The sequence below is a fragment of the Moorena producens PAL-8-15-08-1 genome (assembly GCF_001767235.1).
Taxonomy (GTDB): domain Bacteria; phylum Cyanobacteriota; class Cyanobacteriia; order Cyanobacteriales; family Coleofasciculaceae; genus Moorena; species Moorena producens_A.
The window spans coordinates 7,461,468-7,481,645 of sequence record NZ_CP017599.1 but is presented as its reverse complement, the minus strand read 5'-3'; the positions used below and the strand labels follow the sequence as shown (position 1 = coordinate 7,481,645).

Here is a 20,178-nt window from a genome sequence, read left to right as displayed (position 1 = left end):
AGTAAGCCTTGAAATTCAACTAGTTCTTTGGCTTGACTGTGGACTGCTTGATTAAAGAATTATTGGTATCTGACTTTTTTGAACTGCTTGTTTTGGGAGTAGCAGAGTGGCGAGTTGTGTAAATTATTTTACCAATGGGGAGTCATTATTCTTGAGTTTAGTTGATTTATTAGGCGAAAGAGCGCGTACTATGCCTAATCAGCTTGCTTATATCTTTCTGCAAAACGGAGAAACCCCCTCAGGAAGTCTTACCTACGGCGAATTAGACAGACAAGCAACAGCGATCGCATTTCATCTCCAATCCATGGAAGGAGAACGGGCTTTATTGCTATACCCTTCTGGATTAGAATTTATTACAGCTTTCTTTGGCTGTTTGTATGCGGGGGTAATAGCTGTGCCAGTTTATCCTCCAAGACGCAATCAGAAGTTGTCTCGGTTGCTAAATATCGTTAATGATGCTCAAGCTGATGTAGCACTGACCACCACATCGATACTGGCTGACATTGAGCAAAGGTGGGCTAGTGATGCGGAGTTAGCGCAGTTGCAGTTGGTAGCTACAGATACAATTGTTGCTAATGGTCAAGAGTTTGTACCTCAATCAGTGACACGGTCGAGTTTGGCGTTTTTGCAATATACTTCCGGTTCTACAGGAACACCCAAAGGGGTAATGGTTACTCATGGGAATCTGATCCAAAATTCCACAAACCTAGATCGCGGATGGGAGCATAACTCGGATAGTGTAATTGTAACTTGGCTCCCAACATTCCATGATATGGGACTCATATACGGGATGCTCCAACCCATATACAAGGGATGCAAATGTATTATGCTGCCACCAGCGTCCTTCATACAAAAACCGATTCGCTGGCTAAAGGCGATTTCTGATTACGGAGGGACTCATAGTGGCGCACCTAATTTTGCTTATGCACTGTGTGTCGAAAAAACAACTCCAGAACAAAGGAATCAGCTAAACCTCAGTAGTTGGAGCATGGCTCTTAATGGAGCAGAACCTGTTAGAGCCGATGTTTTAGAGAAGTTTGCACAAGTTTTTGAAGTCAGTAGATTCAACAAAAGGGCTTTCTGTCCCGGTTATGGCATGGCAGAAGCAACTCTAAAGATTTCTGCTGTACGCGCTAAAGATAAGCCGATTTACTATCATATTGATGCCACTGCTCTAGAACAAAATTACGTTGTAGAATTTCCTGATGAGAAACATTTAGGAATAGGAAAACGAACTCTTGTTGGTTGTGGGAGAAGTGAGATTGATACCAAAGTTATCATTGTTAATCCACAAACCTGTTGTCGTAGTGCTTCTGAAGAAATTGGGGAAATTTGGGTTAGCGGTGGCAGCGTAGCTTCTGGGTATTGGAATCGCCCCGAAGCCACACAAAAAACGTTTCAAGCTTATCTCAAAGATACAGGGGATGGACCTTTTTTACGTACAGGGGACTTAGGTTTTTTTAGTAAGGGGGAACTGTTTGTTACAGGAAGACTAAAGGATCTAATTATCATTAGAGGTCGCAATCATTATCCCCAAGATATTGAATTAACTGTTGAAAACAGCCATCCTTCTCTACGAAGTCATTGTAGTGCTGCCTTTTCTGTAGAGAGGGATGGAGAGGAACGCTTGGTGGTTGCTGGTGAGGTGGAACGAACTCACCTACGCAAGCTGAACACAGAGGAGGTAGTTAGAGAAATTCAAATAGCCCTATCAACAGAACATGAATTAGACGTTGATGGGGTGGTTTTGTTGAAGACGGGGAGTATTCCTAAGACCTCTAGCGGAAAGATTCAACGGCGTGCTTGTAAGCAAGGATTTTTAGAAGGGAGTTTGAATGTCGTAGGCCAGTGGCAGAAAACTTTATCCCAGCATGAATACGTAGCACCACGCACCCCAACCGAAGAAATAATCGCCAACATCTTCGCTTCTGTTCTAGGAGTGAAAGATGTAGGAATACATGACAACTTCTTTGAAATCGGAGGACATTCTATACTTGCCACTCAATTAATTTCCCAACTGCGAGTAACCTTCAACAGAGAAATACCCCTAAGACAAGTATTTGAAAGCCCGACAATCGCTCTTATTTCGCCTAAATTAACCCAATTACTGACCACAGAAAACCAATTAAGTCTTCCTTTGATTCAACCAAGAACCGATAGTGAACAATTACCCCTATCATCGGCTCAAAAAAGACTGTGGTTCCTCAACCAACTAGAAGGAAGTAGTGCCACTTATAACATACCAGCAGCCTTTAGAATCACTGGCAACTTGATCATTAACGCCCTAGAACAAGCCTTATCAGAAATAATCAGTCGTCACGAAGTAATACGGACAAGTTTCTCCACTATTAATGGCAAACCAATACAAGTAATTCACCCCGACAGCACCATTAACATCAATGTGGTGGACTTACAACAATACCCAGAACCAGAACGGGAAACTATCTTACAGCAACTTGTACAACAGGAAGCAACAACCCCCTTTGACCTAGAAGTAGCACCATTAATCCGGTGTAAATTATGGCAACTAGACACTACCGAGTATGTGTTAGTGCTGACCATGCACCACATAGTCTCTGATGGTTGGTCGATGGGAATATTAATCGAAGAACTATCAAGTTTATATCAAGCTTTTGCGGCATCAGAACCATCCCCCTTACCCGAATTAGCGATTCAATATGCTGACTTTGCCCTTTGGCAAAGACAATGGTTAACTGGGGAAATCCTAGAAATCCAACTCAATTACTGGAAACAGGAATTAGAGGGTGCTCCAGAATTATTACAACTGCCAACAGACCGTTCTCGTCCCCATGTACAGAGTTACCAGGGGAGTAGTGAAAGTTTTAGTTTAACCGCTGAACTAACCCAGAAGCTGCAACAGTTGTCCAGGAACGCAGGTAGTACCTTATTTATGACCCTGCAGGCAGCGTTTGCCACCTTACTGTATCGTTACAGTGGACAATTTGATATTTTAATTGGTTCACCGATAGCCAATCGCAACCGCCGTGAAATAGAGCCACTAATTGGCTTCTTTGTCAATACCTTGGTGTTGAGAACTCGTTTTGAACATAATCCCAGTTTTTCCCAGTTGCTCAGGCAAGTTAGGGAAACCACACTCAACGCTTATGAACATCAGGATGTACCTTTTGAACAGGTAGTCGAAGCATTGCAACCCCAACGGTCTTTGAGTCATTCCCCCCTGTTCCAGGTGATGTTTGTGCTACAGAATGCACCGATGGGGAAATTAGACTTACCAGGTGTGACATTGAGTCAGTTCAATCAACACAGTACGATTGCTAAGTTTGATTTGACCCTGTCAATGACGGAAACAGAGATGGGATTGGTGGGGACATGGGAATACAACACAGACTTATTTGATGGGTCAACTATTAAAAGGATGGCTACTCATTTCCAGAACTTGTTGTCAGCAATTGTGGAAAATCCCCAACTTAGAGTGGGTGAATTCCCCTTATTGAGTGAAGGGGAACGCCATCAACTGTTGCTGGAGTGGAATGATACTGCCAGTGAATATCCCAAAGAAAAATGTATTCATCAGTTATTTGAAGAGCAGGTCGAGAAAACACCCGATGCTATAGCTGTGGTGTTTGACCAACAGCAGTTGACTTACCATCAATTAAATCAAAGGGCGAACCAATTAGCACATCACCTACAAAACTTAGGAGTAGGACCAGAGGTACTGGTAGGTATTTGTGTGGAACGTTCTGTACAGATGGTGGTAGGACTGTTGGGGATACTGAAGGCTGGTGGTGCTTATGTACCCCTGGATCCTAATTATCCTCACCAACGACTGAGTTATATGTTGGCGGATTCGGGTGTTGAGGTGTTGTTGACTCAACAGTCGTTACTAGAATCTTTGCCATCACATACAGCACAGATGGTTTGTTTGGATAGTGATTGGCGTGCCATAGAGCAATATAGTGGACAGAATCTTGATGTCGGGGTAACTTCAGATAATTTGGCTTATGTGATTTATACCTCTGGTTCTACCGGTAAACCTAAGGGAACAATGATTCTCCATAGTGGTGTGGGGAATTATTTAAGCTGGTGTACAAAAGCTTATAATGTTGCCGATTCAGAAGGCTCTACTGTTAATTCTTCTATTGGCTTCGATGCCACTATTACCAGTTTATTTTCTCCTTTGTTGGTAGGACGTAAGGTAGTTCTTTTACCAGAGGAAGGAGAAATTGAAGCCCTTAAAGCCGCCTTGTGTTCTGGGACTAAGTTTAGCCTGGTTAAAATCACTCCGGCTCATTTAGAAATCCTCAGCTATTTATTGGCTCATGAGCAAGTCACAATTGAGAATAAAGCCTTTATAATTGGTGGGGAAGCTTTGTCAGCAAACCACATTAAATTCTGGCAAAAATACGCTCCTCAGATTAGATTAATTAACGAATACGGTCCCACAGAAACTGTTGTAGGATGCTGCATTTATGAAGTTGGAGGAAAAACCTTTTCTGGAGGGAATATTCCCATCGGTCGCCCCATAGCCAACACCCAAATTTATATCTTAGACAAACACCTGCAACCAGTACCGATAGGAGTACCCGGAGAACTCTACATCGGAGGTGATGGCTTAGCCAGAGGATACCTCAAGCGCCCAGAACTAACATCGGAAAAATTCATACATAATCCCTTCTGTAATTCCAAATCACAACGACTCTACAAAACATCAGACCTGGCGAGATACCTACGAGACGGTAACATCGAATTTCTCGGACGTATCGATAACCAAGTCAAAATTCGAGGCTTCCGTATCGAACTAGGGGAAATCGAAGCAGTCCTGTCCAGCCACCCCCACATCCAACAAACCGTAGTTATTGCCCGAGAAGATATTCCTGGTAACAAACGCCTAGTCGCCTACATAGTCAGTCAGTCCGAATCACTAAGCACCAACCAACTACGTGAATTCCTTAAACAGAAACTGCCAGAATACATGGTGCCCAGTGCCTTCGTTACCCTAGACACCTTGCCGTTAACACCAAACGGCAAAGTAGACCGCAAATCACTACCTGCACCAGATGGGGTTGTCACATCAGTTGAGGAATATGTAGCTCCACGCACCCCTACTGAAGAAATAATCGCCAACATCTTCGCGAATGTTCTAGGACTGCAAGATGTTGGAATACATGACAACTTCTTTGAATTAGGAGGACATTCTCTACTGGCTGTCCGTTTAATGTCCCAGATTAAACAACAATTCCAAATCAATTTACCTTTAGCAACCCTTTTCCAAAGTCCCACCATTGAACAACTAGCGAGCCTTCTGGGTTCTTCAGTAAATACACAAAACCCCATCTTAGTGGGCATTAAAACCAGTGGAAACCAACCTCCATTATTCTGTATTCACCCGGTTGGTGGCAATCTCCTGTGTTATGCAGAGTTAGCTCGTCATTTAGATCAAGATTATCCAGTATATGGTTTACAATCTCTAGGTTTAGATGGGCAACAGCAACCCTTAACTTCTGTTGAGGAGATGGCATCCCATTATATTCAAGCAATACAGCAAATTCAACCCCAAGGTTCCTATCATCTCATCGGCTGGTCTTTTGGAGGTGTAATTGCCTATGAGATGGCACAACAATTACAGACTAAAAATACTTCAGTGGCTCTTCTAACGTTAATAGACAGTTATGTACCCACTTTAATTCGGAAACCTTCAGAAATAGATCAAGCCATGATAGTAAATCTATTCATTGGCTGGTCTATGGGAGGTGTAATTGCCTATGAAATGGCACAACAATTACAGGCTAAAAATGAGCCAGTGGCTCTTCTAACGTTAATAGACAGTTATGCACCTACTTTAATTCAGATGCCTTTAGAAATAGATCAAGCCATGATAGTAAATCAATTGGCTCAAGATTTGGGAGGTCTCTATGGTCAAGAGTTAGATATATCCCATGAAACACTCAGAAAACTCGAACCAGACGAACAAGTTTTGCATCTATTTGAGCAAAGCAAACAGCAAGGGATATTGCCATCAGACCTAGAAATAGAGCTAATGCGTTCTTTATGGAAAGTTTTGAAAGCAAATATTACGGCATATTATCATTATAAACCAAAAGCTTATCCAGGTTCACTTCTCCTTATAAATGCTAGTCAAACTTCCCCAGGAGTAATTGAAGACCCAACCCACGGCTGGGGTTCTCTAGTTAATGGTGACATCCAAACTCACACTATTACTGGAGACCATTACACCATTATCAAAGCCCCCCAAGTTGAGGCTCTGACTACAGAATTGAACAAGTATCTATTGAACAACTAGCACGTCTTGGCCGCACTGGCTCCCCTGTTCGGAAGCTGCATCGCTAAATACTAAGCAGATTTAGCCAATAAAGGTTCTACGGTCTGGGAAGATTCACCCACCTGCTCTAAAATCTCAATCAATTCCCGTTCAAAGGTGACCAAAGCACGATTGGTTTTCCCACCAATATTGATTCGGAAACTGATAGACATGACATAGGGTTTGCAGCACTGAAATAGCCGTGGATAGTATTTATACGCCTATTTTTTTGATTTTAATTTCATCTAATCGGCCAGCTATCAATAGTTGTTTTTTATAAAGACTATTGGATACTTAAATTTTATGTTAAGCTAACAATGAAGACCCGTTACCGCTGTTGATGAATGCTACAATCAGCGGCATCAAGTAATCGAAAAACTACCTTGTCTTTAACCCCTTCCTAGTTACCTGACGAAGGGAGTTGTTCCAGTCTCTTAAGATGTTCCTCCCAGTCTTGCCAATCTTTCGTTGTTTTAACTAACACGACGGCATAGTCACTGTGGAAGAGCCCTATAAATATCGTAAAAATGGGCAGATTTTTGTAAAGTTTTGTTTCACAATTTAACACCTCTGCCAGAGATCTATTTAGAATAACACTGTGTTTACCACAACTTGGCAATAATGGCGATCGCAGAACACGAATACTAGGGATTTGCCACCCAACCGCCTGATCACTGAAAGCTAGATTTGTCGATTAACTTGCCTGATCGTGTTGTCTTACTATATAACCCTTATCGATGCTCTCACTTTCAACGCACAATCACTCACTTATCGCGCTTAGTAAGGTGGGAATACCCTGACCTACTTTCCCACCTGACTGGATAACAAACGCAGACTAGTTACGAGTTGTGAGCAAGCTAAGGACTTAAACTACTTCTTTGGCTTGACTGTGGAATGACAACTTGATTAAATAATTCTTGGTATCTGACTTTTTTGAACTGCTTGTTAAGGGATTAGCTAAGTGACGAGTTGTGTAAATTATTTCCCCAATGGGGAGTCGAAATTCTTGAGTTTAGTTGATTTATTAGGCGAAAGAGCGCAATCTCAACCTGATCAGATCGCCTATATCTTTCTCCTTGACGGAGAAACCGAATCACAGAGTCTTACCTACTCGGAATTAGATGCAAAAGCAAGAGCGATCGCATCTCATCTCCAGCAATGGCAAGGAGAACGGGCTTTATTGTTATACCCTTCTGGATTAGAGTTCATTAGCGCTTTTATGGGCTGCTTATATGCCGGGGTTGTGGCGGTTCCGGTTTATCCTCCCAGGCGTAATCAGAAATTGTCTCGCTTGCTAAATATTGTTAATGATGCCCAAGCGTGTATTGCACTGACCACCACATCGATACTGGCTGACCTTGAGCAAAGGTGGGCAAGTGATGGGGAGTTAGCTCAGTTGAAGTTAGTAGCTACCGATACCATTGTTGCTAATCCGTTAGGTGCGCTTTCCGTTGGCGAATTAAATTCGCCACGGGTCGCACCTCAAGATTTAGTTCCATTATCAGTGACAGGGTCGAGTTTAGCTTTTTTGCAATATACTTCCGGTTCCACAGGAAGACCAAAGGGGGTGATGGTGAGCCACGGCAATATCATTCACAACCAGCAGATTATCCATCAGGTATTTGGTCATAGCAAACAGAGTATTGGTGTAAGTTGGTTGCCATTGTTCCATGATATGGGATTGATTCTTAATGTCGTACAGCCCATGTATCTGGGATTTCCCAGTATTCTGATGCCTCCAGTGGCATTTCTGCAGAAGCCGATTCGTTGGTTAAAGGCGATTTATAACTATAGGGCGACTACCAGTGGCGGACCCAATTTTGCTTATGATTTATGTGTCAAAAAAATTCCAGAAGAACAATTAGGTAATCTTGACTTGAGCAGCTGGGATGTAGCTTTCAATGGAGCGGAACCAGTACGGGCAGAAACTCTGAATAAATTTGGTCAAAAATTTGCGAACTGTGGTTTTAACTACAGTGCCTTTTCTCCTTGCTATGGCATGGCGGAGACTACCTTATTTGCTACGGGTGGACAGAAGAATCATTTGCCCGTGATTCAGGCAGTATTGGCAGGGGAACTAGAAGAAAATTCGGTAGTAGAGAGTGATATTTCCTCCCCAGAAAGTCAAAAGTTGGTGGCTGTTGGTCGTCCTTACCTAAACACAACAGTAATTATCGTTAACCCTGAGTCGTTAACTCCCTGTGAACCAGGAAAAGTAGGAGAGATTTGGGTTAGGGGTGGCAGTGTAACGTCTGGGTATTGGAATCGCCCCCAAGCAACACAAGAAACTTTTCAAGCTTCTCTAAAGGATACAGAAGACGGACCTTTTTTACGTACAGGAGATTTAGGATTTTTTAGTAAGGGGGAACTTTTTGTTACAGGAAGACTAAAGGATCTAATTATAATTAGAGGTCGCAATTATTATCCCCAAGATATTGAACTGACAGTAGAGAAAAGTCACCCAGCTTTGCGATCTAATTGTGGAGCAGCTTTTTCTCATCAGGTAGAAGGATCGGAGCGGTTGGTGGTGGTGCAGGAAGTAGAGCGTACTTATCTGCGGAAACTGAATATCGATGAAGTAACGGAGGCTATTCATCAAGCCGTATCATCGGAACACGAACTGGTAATTGATACTATAGTCTTACTCAAACCAGGACGTATTCCTAAAACTTCCAGTGGCAAGATTCAGCGCAGTGTTTGTCGCAAGCAATTCCTCGATGGAAGTTTGCAAAATATAGTTTTGACTAAGTCTGTACAGAAGGTTCAAACACAAGTCAAAGGAATCGAGTTTAGTTTACTTTACTTTTCGAGCAACTCTTCAGAGCTTACAGATCGCAAATATCGACTTCTGCTGGAAGGAGCAAAATTTGCAGACCAAAATAATTTTCATGCTGTCTGGATACCAGAACGGCATTTTCATCCTTTTGGGGGTTTATATCCAGAACCATCCGTTTTAGCTTCTGCCATAGCAACGATCACTGAGAAGATTCGGATTAGACCAGGTAGTGTTGTTTTGCCACTGCAAAATCCTGTGCGAGTTGCCGAGCAATGGTCTGTTGTGGATAACTTATCTGAGGGTCGAGTAGACATTAGTTTTGCTAGAGGTTGGAACCCCAATGACTTTGTGCTTTCCCCTTCTACTTATGCCAATCGTACTGAAGTGATGTTTGACCGGATTAAAACGGTGCAAAAACTTTGGCGAGGGGAATCAGTTTGCTTACCCAATGGTATTGGTGAGGACACTGAGATTAAGATTTACCCTTTGCCTTGTCAACCAGAATTGCCGATTTGGATTACTTGTACTGGAGGAAAAGAAAGATTTGTTGAGGCTGGAGCTATTGGAGCCAATATTTTAACAGCTCTACTTTTCCAACCCATTGAAGAGTTAGCTGAAAAAATAGCCTTGTATCGAGAGTCAAGATCCAAAAACGGTTACGACCCAAACAGCGGTCATGTAACTCTAATGTTACATACCTTTGTGAGTGAAGAAATGGAATTTGTTCGCAACAAAGTACGGCAACCGTTTATAGAGTATCTGCAAAGTTCTGTTGACTTGTGGCGACATGATTCAGAGAATCTGGATGAGTTAACAGCATCTGAACGGGATAAGTTATTGGCTTATGCTTTTGAAAGATATTTTCAGATAACCGCCTTATTTGGAACACCTAGTAGCTGTTTGTCAATAGTAAATCAGTTAAAAGAAATAGGGGTTGATGAAATTGCTTGTCTGATTGACTTTGGAATAGATGCAGATTCGGTAATAGGTTCTCTCGATCATTTGAATCAACTGCGGAAATTGGCTAACGAGCTTAGCGATCGCCAAACAAGCAAAGAAGTTGAATGGCAAGCAATGACTGTAAACCATTCATTGCTTGCTGTCAGCAAAAAAATCAATAAAGACTTGTCAGAAACTAGAGCCACCCAGAGAGTCAGTACACAAGTTAATGAGGACTTATTGCTCCATGGATTGCAAGCTAAAATAGCTCAACAAATTGCTGAGTTTTTTAATATAGTTCCCGGAAAAATTGAGTTTAACAAAAGCTTTTTTAGCTTGGGCATAAATTCTCTTAAAGCTGTAGAATTTATAGAAAATCTGTCAGAAAATTTTGATATTTCGGTTTCTCCCACCTTACTCTTTGAGTATCCGACAATTGCCCAACTCAGCGAGTATTTGGTGGAAGTGCATGAGATTAAAATTAGCCATTGGATGACCGTGGCGGAGGAAGAATCTAATTTATTATGGCGAGATGTCAAGCAGCAAACATATCTTGACAGTAGTCAAGGTATGAAGCCGGAAAATCTCGAGGGAACAGAGGTAAAAGAAAGTAATTGGATCGAGGTAGAACTATGAACTTAGTTGAGTTTTTACAAGAACTTTCTTGTCAGGGTGTTAAGTTCTGGATTGAGGGGGAAAAATTACGCAGTGGTGGTTTTCAGGATGTAGTTACCCCCACAGTCATAGCAAAATTAAAGCAACATAAAGCCGAAATCATACAATTACTGCGCGATCGCCCAGATATTTTAAACGTCCATCCCCTTTCCTACGGCCAAAAGGCTCTATGGTTTTTGTGGGAATTCGAACCTTTAAGTGCTGCTTATAACCAAGTTTTTTCTACTCGTATTTGTGATTATATAGATCTCAAAAAATTGCGCTCAGCTTTTGAGGAACTACTCGAACGTCATCCTGGATTGCGCAGCACTTTCCCCAAACTAGGAGCTCAACCAATTCAACAGGTACATCAGGATAAAAAAGTAGACTTCCAGCTCTTAGATGCAAGGGCAATGAGTGAAGCAGAACTCTATTCATCTGTAATCCGGGAATCTCAACGCCCCTTCGACTTGGAAAAGCAACCAGTCATAGGAATAAGATTATTTACGATCTCGCAGCAAGAACATATTTTATTGCTAACAATACATCACATCGCAACTGATGGTTGGTCTTTAGATATTATTTTGCATGAGTTACCCAAACTCTACCAAGCACAACAAGATGGTGTGTTAGCATCACTTCCGACTTTAAATTACTCTTACTCTGATTATGTTCGCTCCCAGAATAAAATGTTGTCAGGATCTGAGGGAGAAAAACTTTGGCGTTATTGGCAAGATAAACTTAAAGGAGAACTGCCAATACTAAATTTACCTACAGATAAACCAAGACCACCAATACAAAAATATAACGGTGCTTCCCATAATTTCCAGTTATCTTCCCAACTGACACAGCAACTTAAGCAACTAGCGATGTTGTCAGATGCAACACTTTACATGACTCTGCTAGCTGCCATGATGGTGCTTTTATATCGTTACACGGGACAAGAAGACATTTTAGTTGGTTCTCCAATTGCAGGTAGATTGCAGTCTCAATTTAGAGGGATTGTTGGTTACTTTGCCAATCCAGGAGTGTTGCGAGGAGATTTATCAAATAATCCTAGTTTTAAGGAGTTTCTTACTCAAGTTCGTCAAACTGTACTCGAAGCACTTACTCATCAAGAGTATCCATTTGCTCTGCTAGTAGAAAATTTACAGCCACAACGTGACCCCAGTCGTTCGCCAATTTTTCAGGCATCTTTTGCTCTACAAGAGTTACAAAAATCTCAAGATATACAGAAGTTGTTTGTAGATGAAATAGAAAAGGATGTTGATTGGGGAGGACTTAAGTTAAGACCTTTTGAAATACCTCAACAGGAAGGTCAGTTTGATTTGGATTTAGAAATGCTGGAGGGTAGTTCATCTGTTAAAGGTATTTTTAAGTACAACACTGACTTGTTTGATGGGTCAACTATTGAGCGCATGGCGGCTCATTTCCAGAACTTGTTATCAGCAATTGTGGAAAATCCTCAACAGGTAGTCTCAGAGTTACCTTTGTTGAGTGAAAGGGAACGTCATCAACTGTTGGTGGAGTGGAATGATACTGCCAGTGACTATCCTACTGATAAATGTATTCATCAGTTATTTGAAGAGCAGGTAGAGAAAACACCCAATGCTATAGCTGTGGTGTTTGGCCAGGAGCAGTTGACTTATCATCAATTAAATCAAAGGGCGAACCAACTAGCACATCACCTACTTTCAATGGGAGTAGGACCAGAGGTATTGGTAGGTATTTGTGTGGAACGTTCTATACAGATGGTGGTAGGACTTTTGGGGATACTCAAGGCTGGTGGTGCTTATGTACCCTTGGATTCTAATTATCCCCAGGAACGACTAAGTTATATGTTAGAAGATTCGGGTGTTGAGGTGTTGTTGACTCAACAGTCGTTACTAGAATCGTTGCCCTCACATCGGGCACAGATGGTTTGTTTGGATAGTGATTGGCCAGCCATAGAGCAACACAGTGGGGAGAATCTTGATGTCGGGGTTCATTCGGATAATTTGGCTTATGTGATTTATACGTCTGGTTCTACTGGTCAACCCAAGGGGGTTGCCATTGAACATTGTTCTGTGTGCAACCTTGCTTTTGCACAAAAAAATTTATTTGATCTAGAACCAACTAGTCGTGTTCTTCAATTTGCTTCTATAAGTTTTGATGCTTCTGTCTGGGAAATAGTTATGGCTGTGACGAACGGAGCCATGCTAATTTTGGGAACAGCTTCTGAGTTAATGCCCGGAGATGATTTGAAACAAATCCTACATCAGTCCGGTGTGACTCATGTGACATTACCTCCGTCTGCCCTGGCAGTATTACCCACTGATGAATTGACAGCCTTGGGTCAGATAATTGTTGCAGGAGAAGCTTGTCCGATAGAATTGGTTAATCAATGGTCTGTTGGTCGTCGTTTCTTTAATGCTTATGGTCCGACTGAGTCTACTGTTTGTGCTACAGTAGCCCAAATCAGCGATGGTAGTGAGAAAATTACTATCGGTCACCCCATAGCGAACACCAAAATCTATATTCTAGACAAACACCTCCAACCATTACCCATAGGCGTACCCGGAGAATTATACATCGGAGGTGATGGACTAGCCAGAGGATACCTCAATCGCCAGGAACTAACCAAACAAAAATTTATCCAAAATCCCTTCTGTAATTCCAACTCAGAACGACTCTACAAAACATCAGACCTGGCGAGATACCTACGAGACGGTAACATTGAATTTATTGGTCGCATCGATAACCAAGTCAAAATCAGGGGTTTCCGCATCGAACTAGGGGAAATCGAAGCAGTACTTAACACCCATCCCCAAATCCAACAAACTGTAGTAATTGCAACAGAAGATCTTCCTGGTCACAAACGCCTAGTCGCTTATATAGTCAGTGAAGAAGAATCGCTAACCACCAACCAAGTCAGAGAATTCCTCAAACAGAAACTACCAGACTACATGGTACCTTCTGCCTTCGTCACCTTAGACAGTCTGCCCTTAACACCAAACGGCAAAGTAGACCGCAAATCACTACCTGCACCTGATGGGGTGGTCACATCGGTTGAGGAATACGTTGCACCACGTACAGAAATAGAACAAACCTTAACCAACCTCTGGGAAGAACTGCTTGCAAAAGACAAAGTTAGCATCCATGACAACTTCTTTGAAATTGGTGGGGATTCCATCCTGAGCATTCAAGTAGTGTCCCGTGCCAAAAACTCAGGAATACACATCACTCCTCAACAAATATTCCTTCATCAAACCATCGCTGAACTAGCCAGGGTAGCCACAACAGGCGTTACTATCAATGCTCAACAAGGTCTAGTCACCGGAGTAGCTCCGTTGACCCCAATTCAAAAACGCTTCTTCGCCCAAAATAAGCAAGAGCTACACCACTATAATCAATCGGTTTTATTGGAAATTTCCAACCATCTGGCTAGTGAATTAATTAAAACAGCCATAGGAAAATTACTAGAACATCATGATGCCCTGCGATTACGATTCCCTGATCGGGCATCTGAGGAGCAACAACACAACCTATCTCTTGACCATAACGTTCCATTTGACCTAGTCGATTTATCCTCAACTCCTGAAGAAGAACAAGTAGTTACCCTATCAAAAATTGCCACGGACTATCAAAGGAGTTTAAACCTAGAAGACGGACCAATAATGCAAGTGGTGCGGTTTAACCTAGGTCAGGAAAGGTCGGCTCGGTTACTAATCATTATTCATCACTTAGCCGTGGATGGGGTGAGTTGGCGAATTTTATTATCAGACCTAGCAACAATTTATCAACAACTAACCGAGCAACACCCCATACAACTAAGTCCCAAAACCACTGCTTTTATAGATTGGGCTGATAAATTAAACAACTATGCACAATCAGAAATACTCTTGAAAGAGTTAGACTATTGGCTCAACCAACCTTGGTCAAAGATCACACCACTACCCAAGGATTATGGTCACCCTAACTCAGAAAATACCATTGGTAGTGCTGGTTATGTGTCTCGGGAATTGAGTGTAGAAGAAACTACGGCTCTGCTGGGGTCAGTCAACCAAGCCTACAACACACAAATTAACGATATCCTGCTTAGTGGGTTAGTACTGTCTTTGGCTCAGTGGACCGGAAATTCAACAGTACTAATCGACTTAGAGGGACATGGCAGAGAAGAACTATTTTCCGATGTAGATTTATCCCGGACGGTAGGTTGGTTTACCAGTCTGTTCCCAGTATTATTACAACTGGCTTCATTAAACCAACTTCCATCCGTTATCAAGTCAATTAAAGAACAATTACGAGCCATTCCCAATCGTGGCATCGGTTACGGCCTGTTGCGTTACTTATGTCAAGACACTACGGTTAATCAACAACTACAGACAATTCCCACTGCCGAAATTTGTTTTAATTACCTAGGACAATTTGACCAAGTCCAATCCCAAACCGGTTGGAAATTTGGGTCATTCTCCACCGGAGCTAACCAAAGTGAGAAACAATATCGAGACCATCTCTTAGAGATTAATGCTCTGGTGGTAGAAGGGAAATTACAAATCAATTGGACTTACAGCAGTAATGTCCATAGCCTTGCCACAGTGGCAAGCTTGGCCGACAGCTATCACAAAGCGCTCAGGTCAATCATCAAACATTGTCAGTTAGAAGAGGCATTTGGCTATACCCCTAGTGATTTTCCAGATGCCCAGTTAAATCAAGATGAACTTGATCAGTTATTAGCTCCTATCAAGACTAAAAATGTCTCGGAAATTTATCCCCTATCTCCCATGCAACAAGGGATGCTGTTCCACAGTCTTTATGCTCCGGATAGTGGGGTGTATTTTGAACAGATGACCTTTAAAATTAAAGGCAATCTCAATGTGGAGGCTTTGAGGAAAAGTTGGCAACTAGTTGTAGATAGGTATTCAATTCTACGGACATTCTTTGTTTGGGAAAATCGCCCTACTCCACTACAAGTAGTGTTGAAACAGGTGAACTTACCTTGGAGTAATCTGGATTGGCGAGAGTTCTCGGCAACAGAGCAACAACAGCAATTATCCGAGATGTTGTCTACACAAAGGGAGTCAGGTTTTCAACTAAACCTTGCTCCCTTGATGAAGTGTAGCTTAATTCAACTCAGTGAACAGACTTACCAGTTCATTTGGAGTCATCACCACCTGTTGATGGATGGATGGTGTTTAGCAATTATCTTTAAAGAGGTTTTCAGTTTCTATGAGGCGGAACTCACTGGTAAAACTTGTAATTTACCAACACCACGTCCCTATGGGGATTATATTGCTTGGTTGCATGAGCAAGACCAGGAAACTGCCTTTGAGTTTTGGCGAGAAACCTTACTTAGTTTTAGTGCTCCCACTGCCCTAGTAGTAGATAAACCTCAGTATCACAATCCCCAGCAAAACTCGGATTATCAGGAACTGGAATTACGTTTATCTGATCAAGTGAGCCACCAGTTAGAATCTGTAGCACGACAACATTATGTGACGTTATCAACTCTAGTACAAGGGGCTTGGGCTTTACTATTAAGTCGTTATAGTGGTGAAGAAGATGTAGTATTTGGGGTGACGGTTTCTGGTCGCCCACCCAGTTTGGATGGGGTGGAGACTATGGTGGGATTGTTTATTAATACCTTACCATTACGTCTACAAGTATCTCCCGGGGAAAAATTAATAGCTTGGTGGCAACAAATACAACAGTTAATGTCGCAATTACAGACATACTGTTATACTCCCCTTGTGGAAATTCAAGGGATGAGCGAGGTGCCTGGGGGCATCCCTTTGTTTGAGAGTATTCTGGTGTTTGAGAATTATCCATTTGATCGCTCTTTGTTGAATCAAGAGAGTTTGCTAGAGCTTGAAGAGATAGAGAGTTTTGAACAAACTAATTATCCCCTGACTGTGGTGGCTATTCCTGGAGAGCAATTGAGTATTAAGATAAGTTACGATACTCTTCGTTTTGACCAAGATACGATCGAACGGATGTTGGGACATTTGCAAACCATTTTTTCAGCCATTGTGGACAATCCCCAACAGGAAGTGGGAGAGTTACCTTTGTTGAGTGCAGAAGAACGTCATCAACTGTTAGTGGAGTGGAATGATACTGCCAGTGAATACCCAATAGATAAATGTATTCATCAGTTATTTGAAGAGCAAGTCGAGAAAACACCGGATGCTATAGCGGTAGTGTTTGGCCAGGAGCAGTTGACCTACCATCAATTAAATCAAAGGGCTAACCAACTAGCACATTACCTACAAAACTTAGGAGTAGGACCAGAGGTATTGGTGGGTATTTGTGTGGAACGTTCTATCGAGATGGTGGTAGGACTATTAGGGATACTCAAGGCGGGTGGTGCCTATGTACCCCTCGATCCTTATTATCCCCCAGAACGACTGAGTTATATGTTGGCGGATTCCGGTGTTGAGGTGTTGCTTACTCAGAGTTCATTGCTGAAATCTTTGCCACAAAATCAAGCACGGGTGGTTTGTTTGGATACGGATGGGGAGGCGATTGAGCAAGAGTGTGGGGATAATCTGAATGCTGGGGTGAAGTCGGATAATTTGGCTTATGTTATCTACACTTCTGGTTCTACTGGACAACCGAAGGGGGTTGCTATTGAACACAAATCCATTTTTAATTATGTTTGTAGCGTTATTACAACAATACATGTTAAACCCAGTAGCAATTTTGCTTTAGTGTCTACAATTAGTGCAGACCTAGGTAATACTGTAATATTTCCTTGTTTATTGACAGGTGGTTGTCTTCATGTAATTTCCCAGGAAAAAGCCTCAGACCCAAACTCCCTTAGCGAATATTTTAGCTATTATCATATTGAATATCTCAAAATCGTTCCCTCTCATCTAGCAGCTCTACAAGCCTCATCAAATCCAGCACTAGTTCTGCCGAGTCAAACACTTATCCTTGGTGGTGAAGCATCTAGTTCGGATTGGATAGAAACAATTCAAGCTCAATCTCCTAATAGCAATATCATCAATCATTATGGTCCTACAGAAGCTACTGTAGGGGTACTCACCTATTTTTTGGATAAAAAATCTCTACCTCTGAGGACCTCCATACTACCGATCGGTCGTCCCATCGCCAACACCCAAATCTACATCCTGAACAAACACCTCCAACCAGTACCCATAGGAGTACTTGGAGAATTATACATCGGAGGTGATGGACTAGCCAGAGGCTACCTCAACCGTCCAGAACTAACGAAACAAAAATTTATCCCAAATCCCTTATGTAATTCCAAATCAGAACGACTCTACAAAACATCAGACCTGGCGAGATACCTACCAGACGGTAACATTGAATTTCTAGGTCGCATTGATAACCAAGTTAAAATTCGAGGCTTCCGCATTGAATTAGGGGAAATCGAAGCAGTCCTGTCCACCCACCCCCAAATCCAACAAACAGTAGTCATTGCCCGAGAAGATATTCCTGGTAACAAACGCCTAGTCGCCTATGTAGTCAGTGAGGAGGAATCACTGAGCACCCACCAAGTAAGAGAATTCCTCAAACAGAAACTACCAGATTACATGGTACCCAGTGCCTTCGTTACCTTAGACACTCTGCCATTAACACCAAACGGGAAAGTAGACCGCTTTGCCCTACCGGCACCAGAAGCAGAAATCACATCAGTTGAGGAATACGTCGCACCATGTACAACCATAGAACTTGAACTGACTCAAATCTGGTCAGAGGTTTTGAATCTCACCTCTGTTGGAGTACAAGATAACTTCTTTGAACTGGGCGGTCATTCCCTTAATGCTGTCAGTCTGATGTCAAAAATTCAACAACAATTCCAAATCAATTTACCTTTAGCAACCCTTTTCAAAAGTCCCACCATTGAACAACTAGCGAGCCTTCTGGGTTCTTCAGTAAATACACAAAACCCCATCTTAGTGGGCATTAAAACCAGTGGAAACCAACCTCCCTTATTCTGTATTCATCCTGTTGGTGGCAATGTCCTGTGTTATGCAGAGTTAGCTCGTCATTTAGCTCAAGATTATCCAGTATATGGTTTACAATCTCTTGGTTTAGATGGGCAACAGCAACCCTTAACGTCTGTTGAGGAGATGGCATCCCATTATATTGAGGCAATACAGCAAATTCAACCCCAAGGTCCCGATCATCTCATCGGCTGGTCTCTCGGAGGTGTAATTGCTTATGAAATGGCACAACAATTACAGGCTAAAAATGAGCCAGTGGCTCTTCTAACGTTAATAGATAGTTATGCACCTACTTTAATTCGTAAACCTTCAGAAATAGATCAAGCCATGATAGTAAATCAATTGGCTCAAGATTTGGGAGGTCTCTATGGTCAAGAGTTAGATATATCCCATGAAACACTCAGAAAACTCGAACCAGACGAACAAGTTTTGCATCTATTTGAGCAAGCCAAAAAGCAAGGGATATTCCCATCAGACCTAGAAATAGAGCAAATGCGTTCTTTATGGGAAGTTTTTCAAGCAAATCTCATGGCAATTTATCATTATAAACCAAAAGCTTATCCAGGTTCACTTCTCCTTATAAATGCTAGTCAAACTTCCCCAGCAGTAATTGAAGACCCAACCCACGGCTGGGGTTCTCTAGTTAATGGTGATCTCCAAACTCACACTATTACTGGAGACCATTTCACTATTATGAAAGCACCTCAAGTTGAGGGTCTGACTGCAGAATTGAACAACTATCTATTGAACAACTAGCACGTTTTGGCCGCACTGGCTCCCCTGTTCGGAAGCTGCATCCCTAAATACTAAGCAGATTTAGCCAGTACAGGTTCTACCGTCTGGGAGGATTCACCCACCTGCTCTAAAATTTCAATCAATTCCCGTTCAAAGGTGACCAAAGCACGATTGGTTTTCCCACCAATATTGATTCGGAAACTGATAGACATGACATAGGGTTTGCAGCACTGAAATAGCCGTGGATAGTATTTATACGCCTATTTTTTTGATTTTAATTTCATCTAATCGGCCAGCTATCAATAGTTGTTTTTTATAAAGACTATTGGATACTTAAATTTTATGTTAAGCTAACAATGAAGACCCGTTACCGCTGTTGATGAATGCTACAATCAGCGGCATCAAGTAATCGAAAAACTACCTTGTCTTTAACCCCTTCCTAGTTACCTGACGAAGGGAGTTGTTCCAGTCTCTTAAGATGTTCCTCCCAGTCTTGCCAATCTTTCGTTGTTTTAACTAACACGACGGCATAGTCACTGTGGAAGAGCCCTATAAATATCGTAAAAATGGGCAGATTTTTGTAAAGTTTTGTTTCACAATTTAACACCTCTGCCAGAGATCTATTTAGAATAACACTGTGTTTACCACAACTTGGCAATAATGGCGATCGCAGAACACGAATACTAGGGATTTGCCACCCAACCGCCTGATCACTGAAAGCTAGATTTGTCGATTAACTTGCCTGATCGTGTTGTCTTACTATATAACCCTTATCGATGCTCTCACTTTCAACGCACAATCACTCACTTATCGCGCTTAGTAAG

At 42.0% G+C, this 20,178-nt stretch carries 5 protein-coding genes; 3 read left to right on the top strand and 2 right to left on the bottom strand.

Features of this window, described 5'->3' with window-relative positions; all coding sequences use genetic code 11:
- Positions 1 to 106 precede the first annotated feature (106 nt).
- Positions 107 to 6,283: a non-ribosomal peptide synthetase gene (locus tag BJP34_RS27460; RefSeq protein WP_158517508.1), complete on the top strand. Its 6,177-nt coding sequence runs from the start codon at positions 107 to 109 to the stop codon at positions 6,281 to 6,283.
- Positions 6,284 to 6,333: 50 nt separating this feature from the next.
- Here BJP34_RS27460 and BJP34_RS44645 read toward each other — a convergent pair whose 3' ends face one another.
- On the bottom strand, positions 6,334 to 6,474 hold the full coding sequence (locus tag BJP34_RS44645) for a hypothetical protein (protein WP_158517507.1): 141 nt from the start codon (positions 6,472 to 6,474) through the stop codon (positions 6,334 to 6,336).
- A 788-nt stretch (positions 6,475 to 7,262) separates the two neighbouring features.
- On the opposite strand from BJP34_RS44645, the gene BJP34_RS47915 reads away from it, so the two are divergent.
- Both BJP34_RS47915 and BJP34_RS27450 read left to right on the top strand, forming a co-directional pair.
- A complete protein-coding gene (locus BJP34_RS47915; protein ID WP_083305373.1) occupies positions 7,263 to 10,652 on the top strand; it encodes a MupA/Atu3671 family FMN-dependent luciferase-like monooxygenase in 3,390 nt (1,129 codons plus the stop codon).
- Positions 10,649 to 19,375, top strand: coding sequence for a non-ribosomal peptide synthetase (locus BJP34_RS27450; protein ID WP_070395082.1), 8,727 nt, complete (start codon positions 10,649 to 10,651; stop codon positions 19,373 to 19,375). The genes BJP34_RS47915 and BJP34_RS27450 overlap by 4 nt, the downstream gene beginning before the upstream one ends.
- A 50-nt stretch (positions 19,376 to 19,425) precedes the next feature.
- On the opposite strand, the gene BJP34_RS44640 is transcribed toward BJP34_RS27450, so the two are convergent.
- Positions 19,426 to 19,566, bottom strand: a complete 141-nt coding sequence (locus BJP34_RS44640) for a hypothetical protein (RefSeq protein WP_158517506.1) — start codon at positions 19,564 to 19,566, stop codon at positions 19,426 to 19,428.
- Positions 19,567 to 20,178: the final 612 nt, after the last annotated feature.

Excerpts from the sequence above, each read along its gene's own strand:
- BJP34_RS44645 (WP_158517507.1), bottom strand. The coding sequence starts at position 6,474 with ATGTCTATCAGTTTCCGAATCAATATTGGTGGGAAAACCAATCGTGCT.
- BJP34_RS44640 (WP_158517506.1), bottom strand. The coding sequence starts at position 19,566 with ATGTCTATCAGTTTCCGAATCAATATTGGTGGGAAAACCAATCGTGCT.
- BJP34_RS27450 (WP_070395082.1), top strand. The coding sequence starts at position 10,649 with ATGAACTTAGTTGAGTTTTTACAAGAACTTTCTTGTCAGGGTGTTAAG.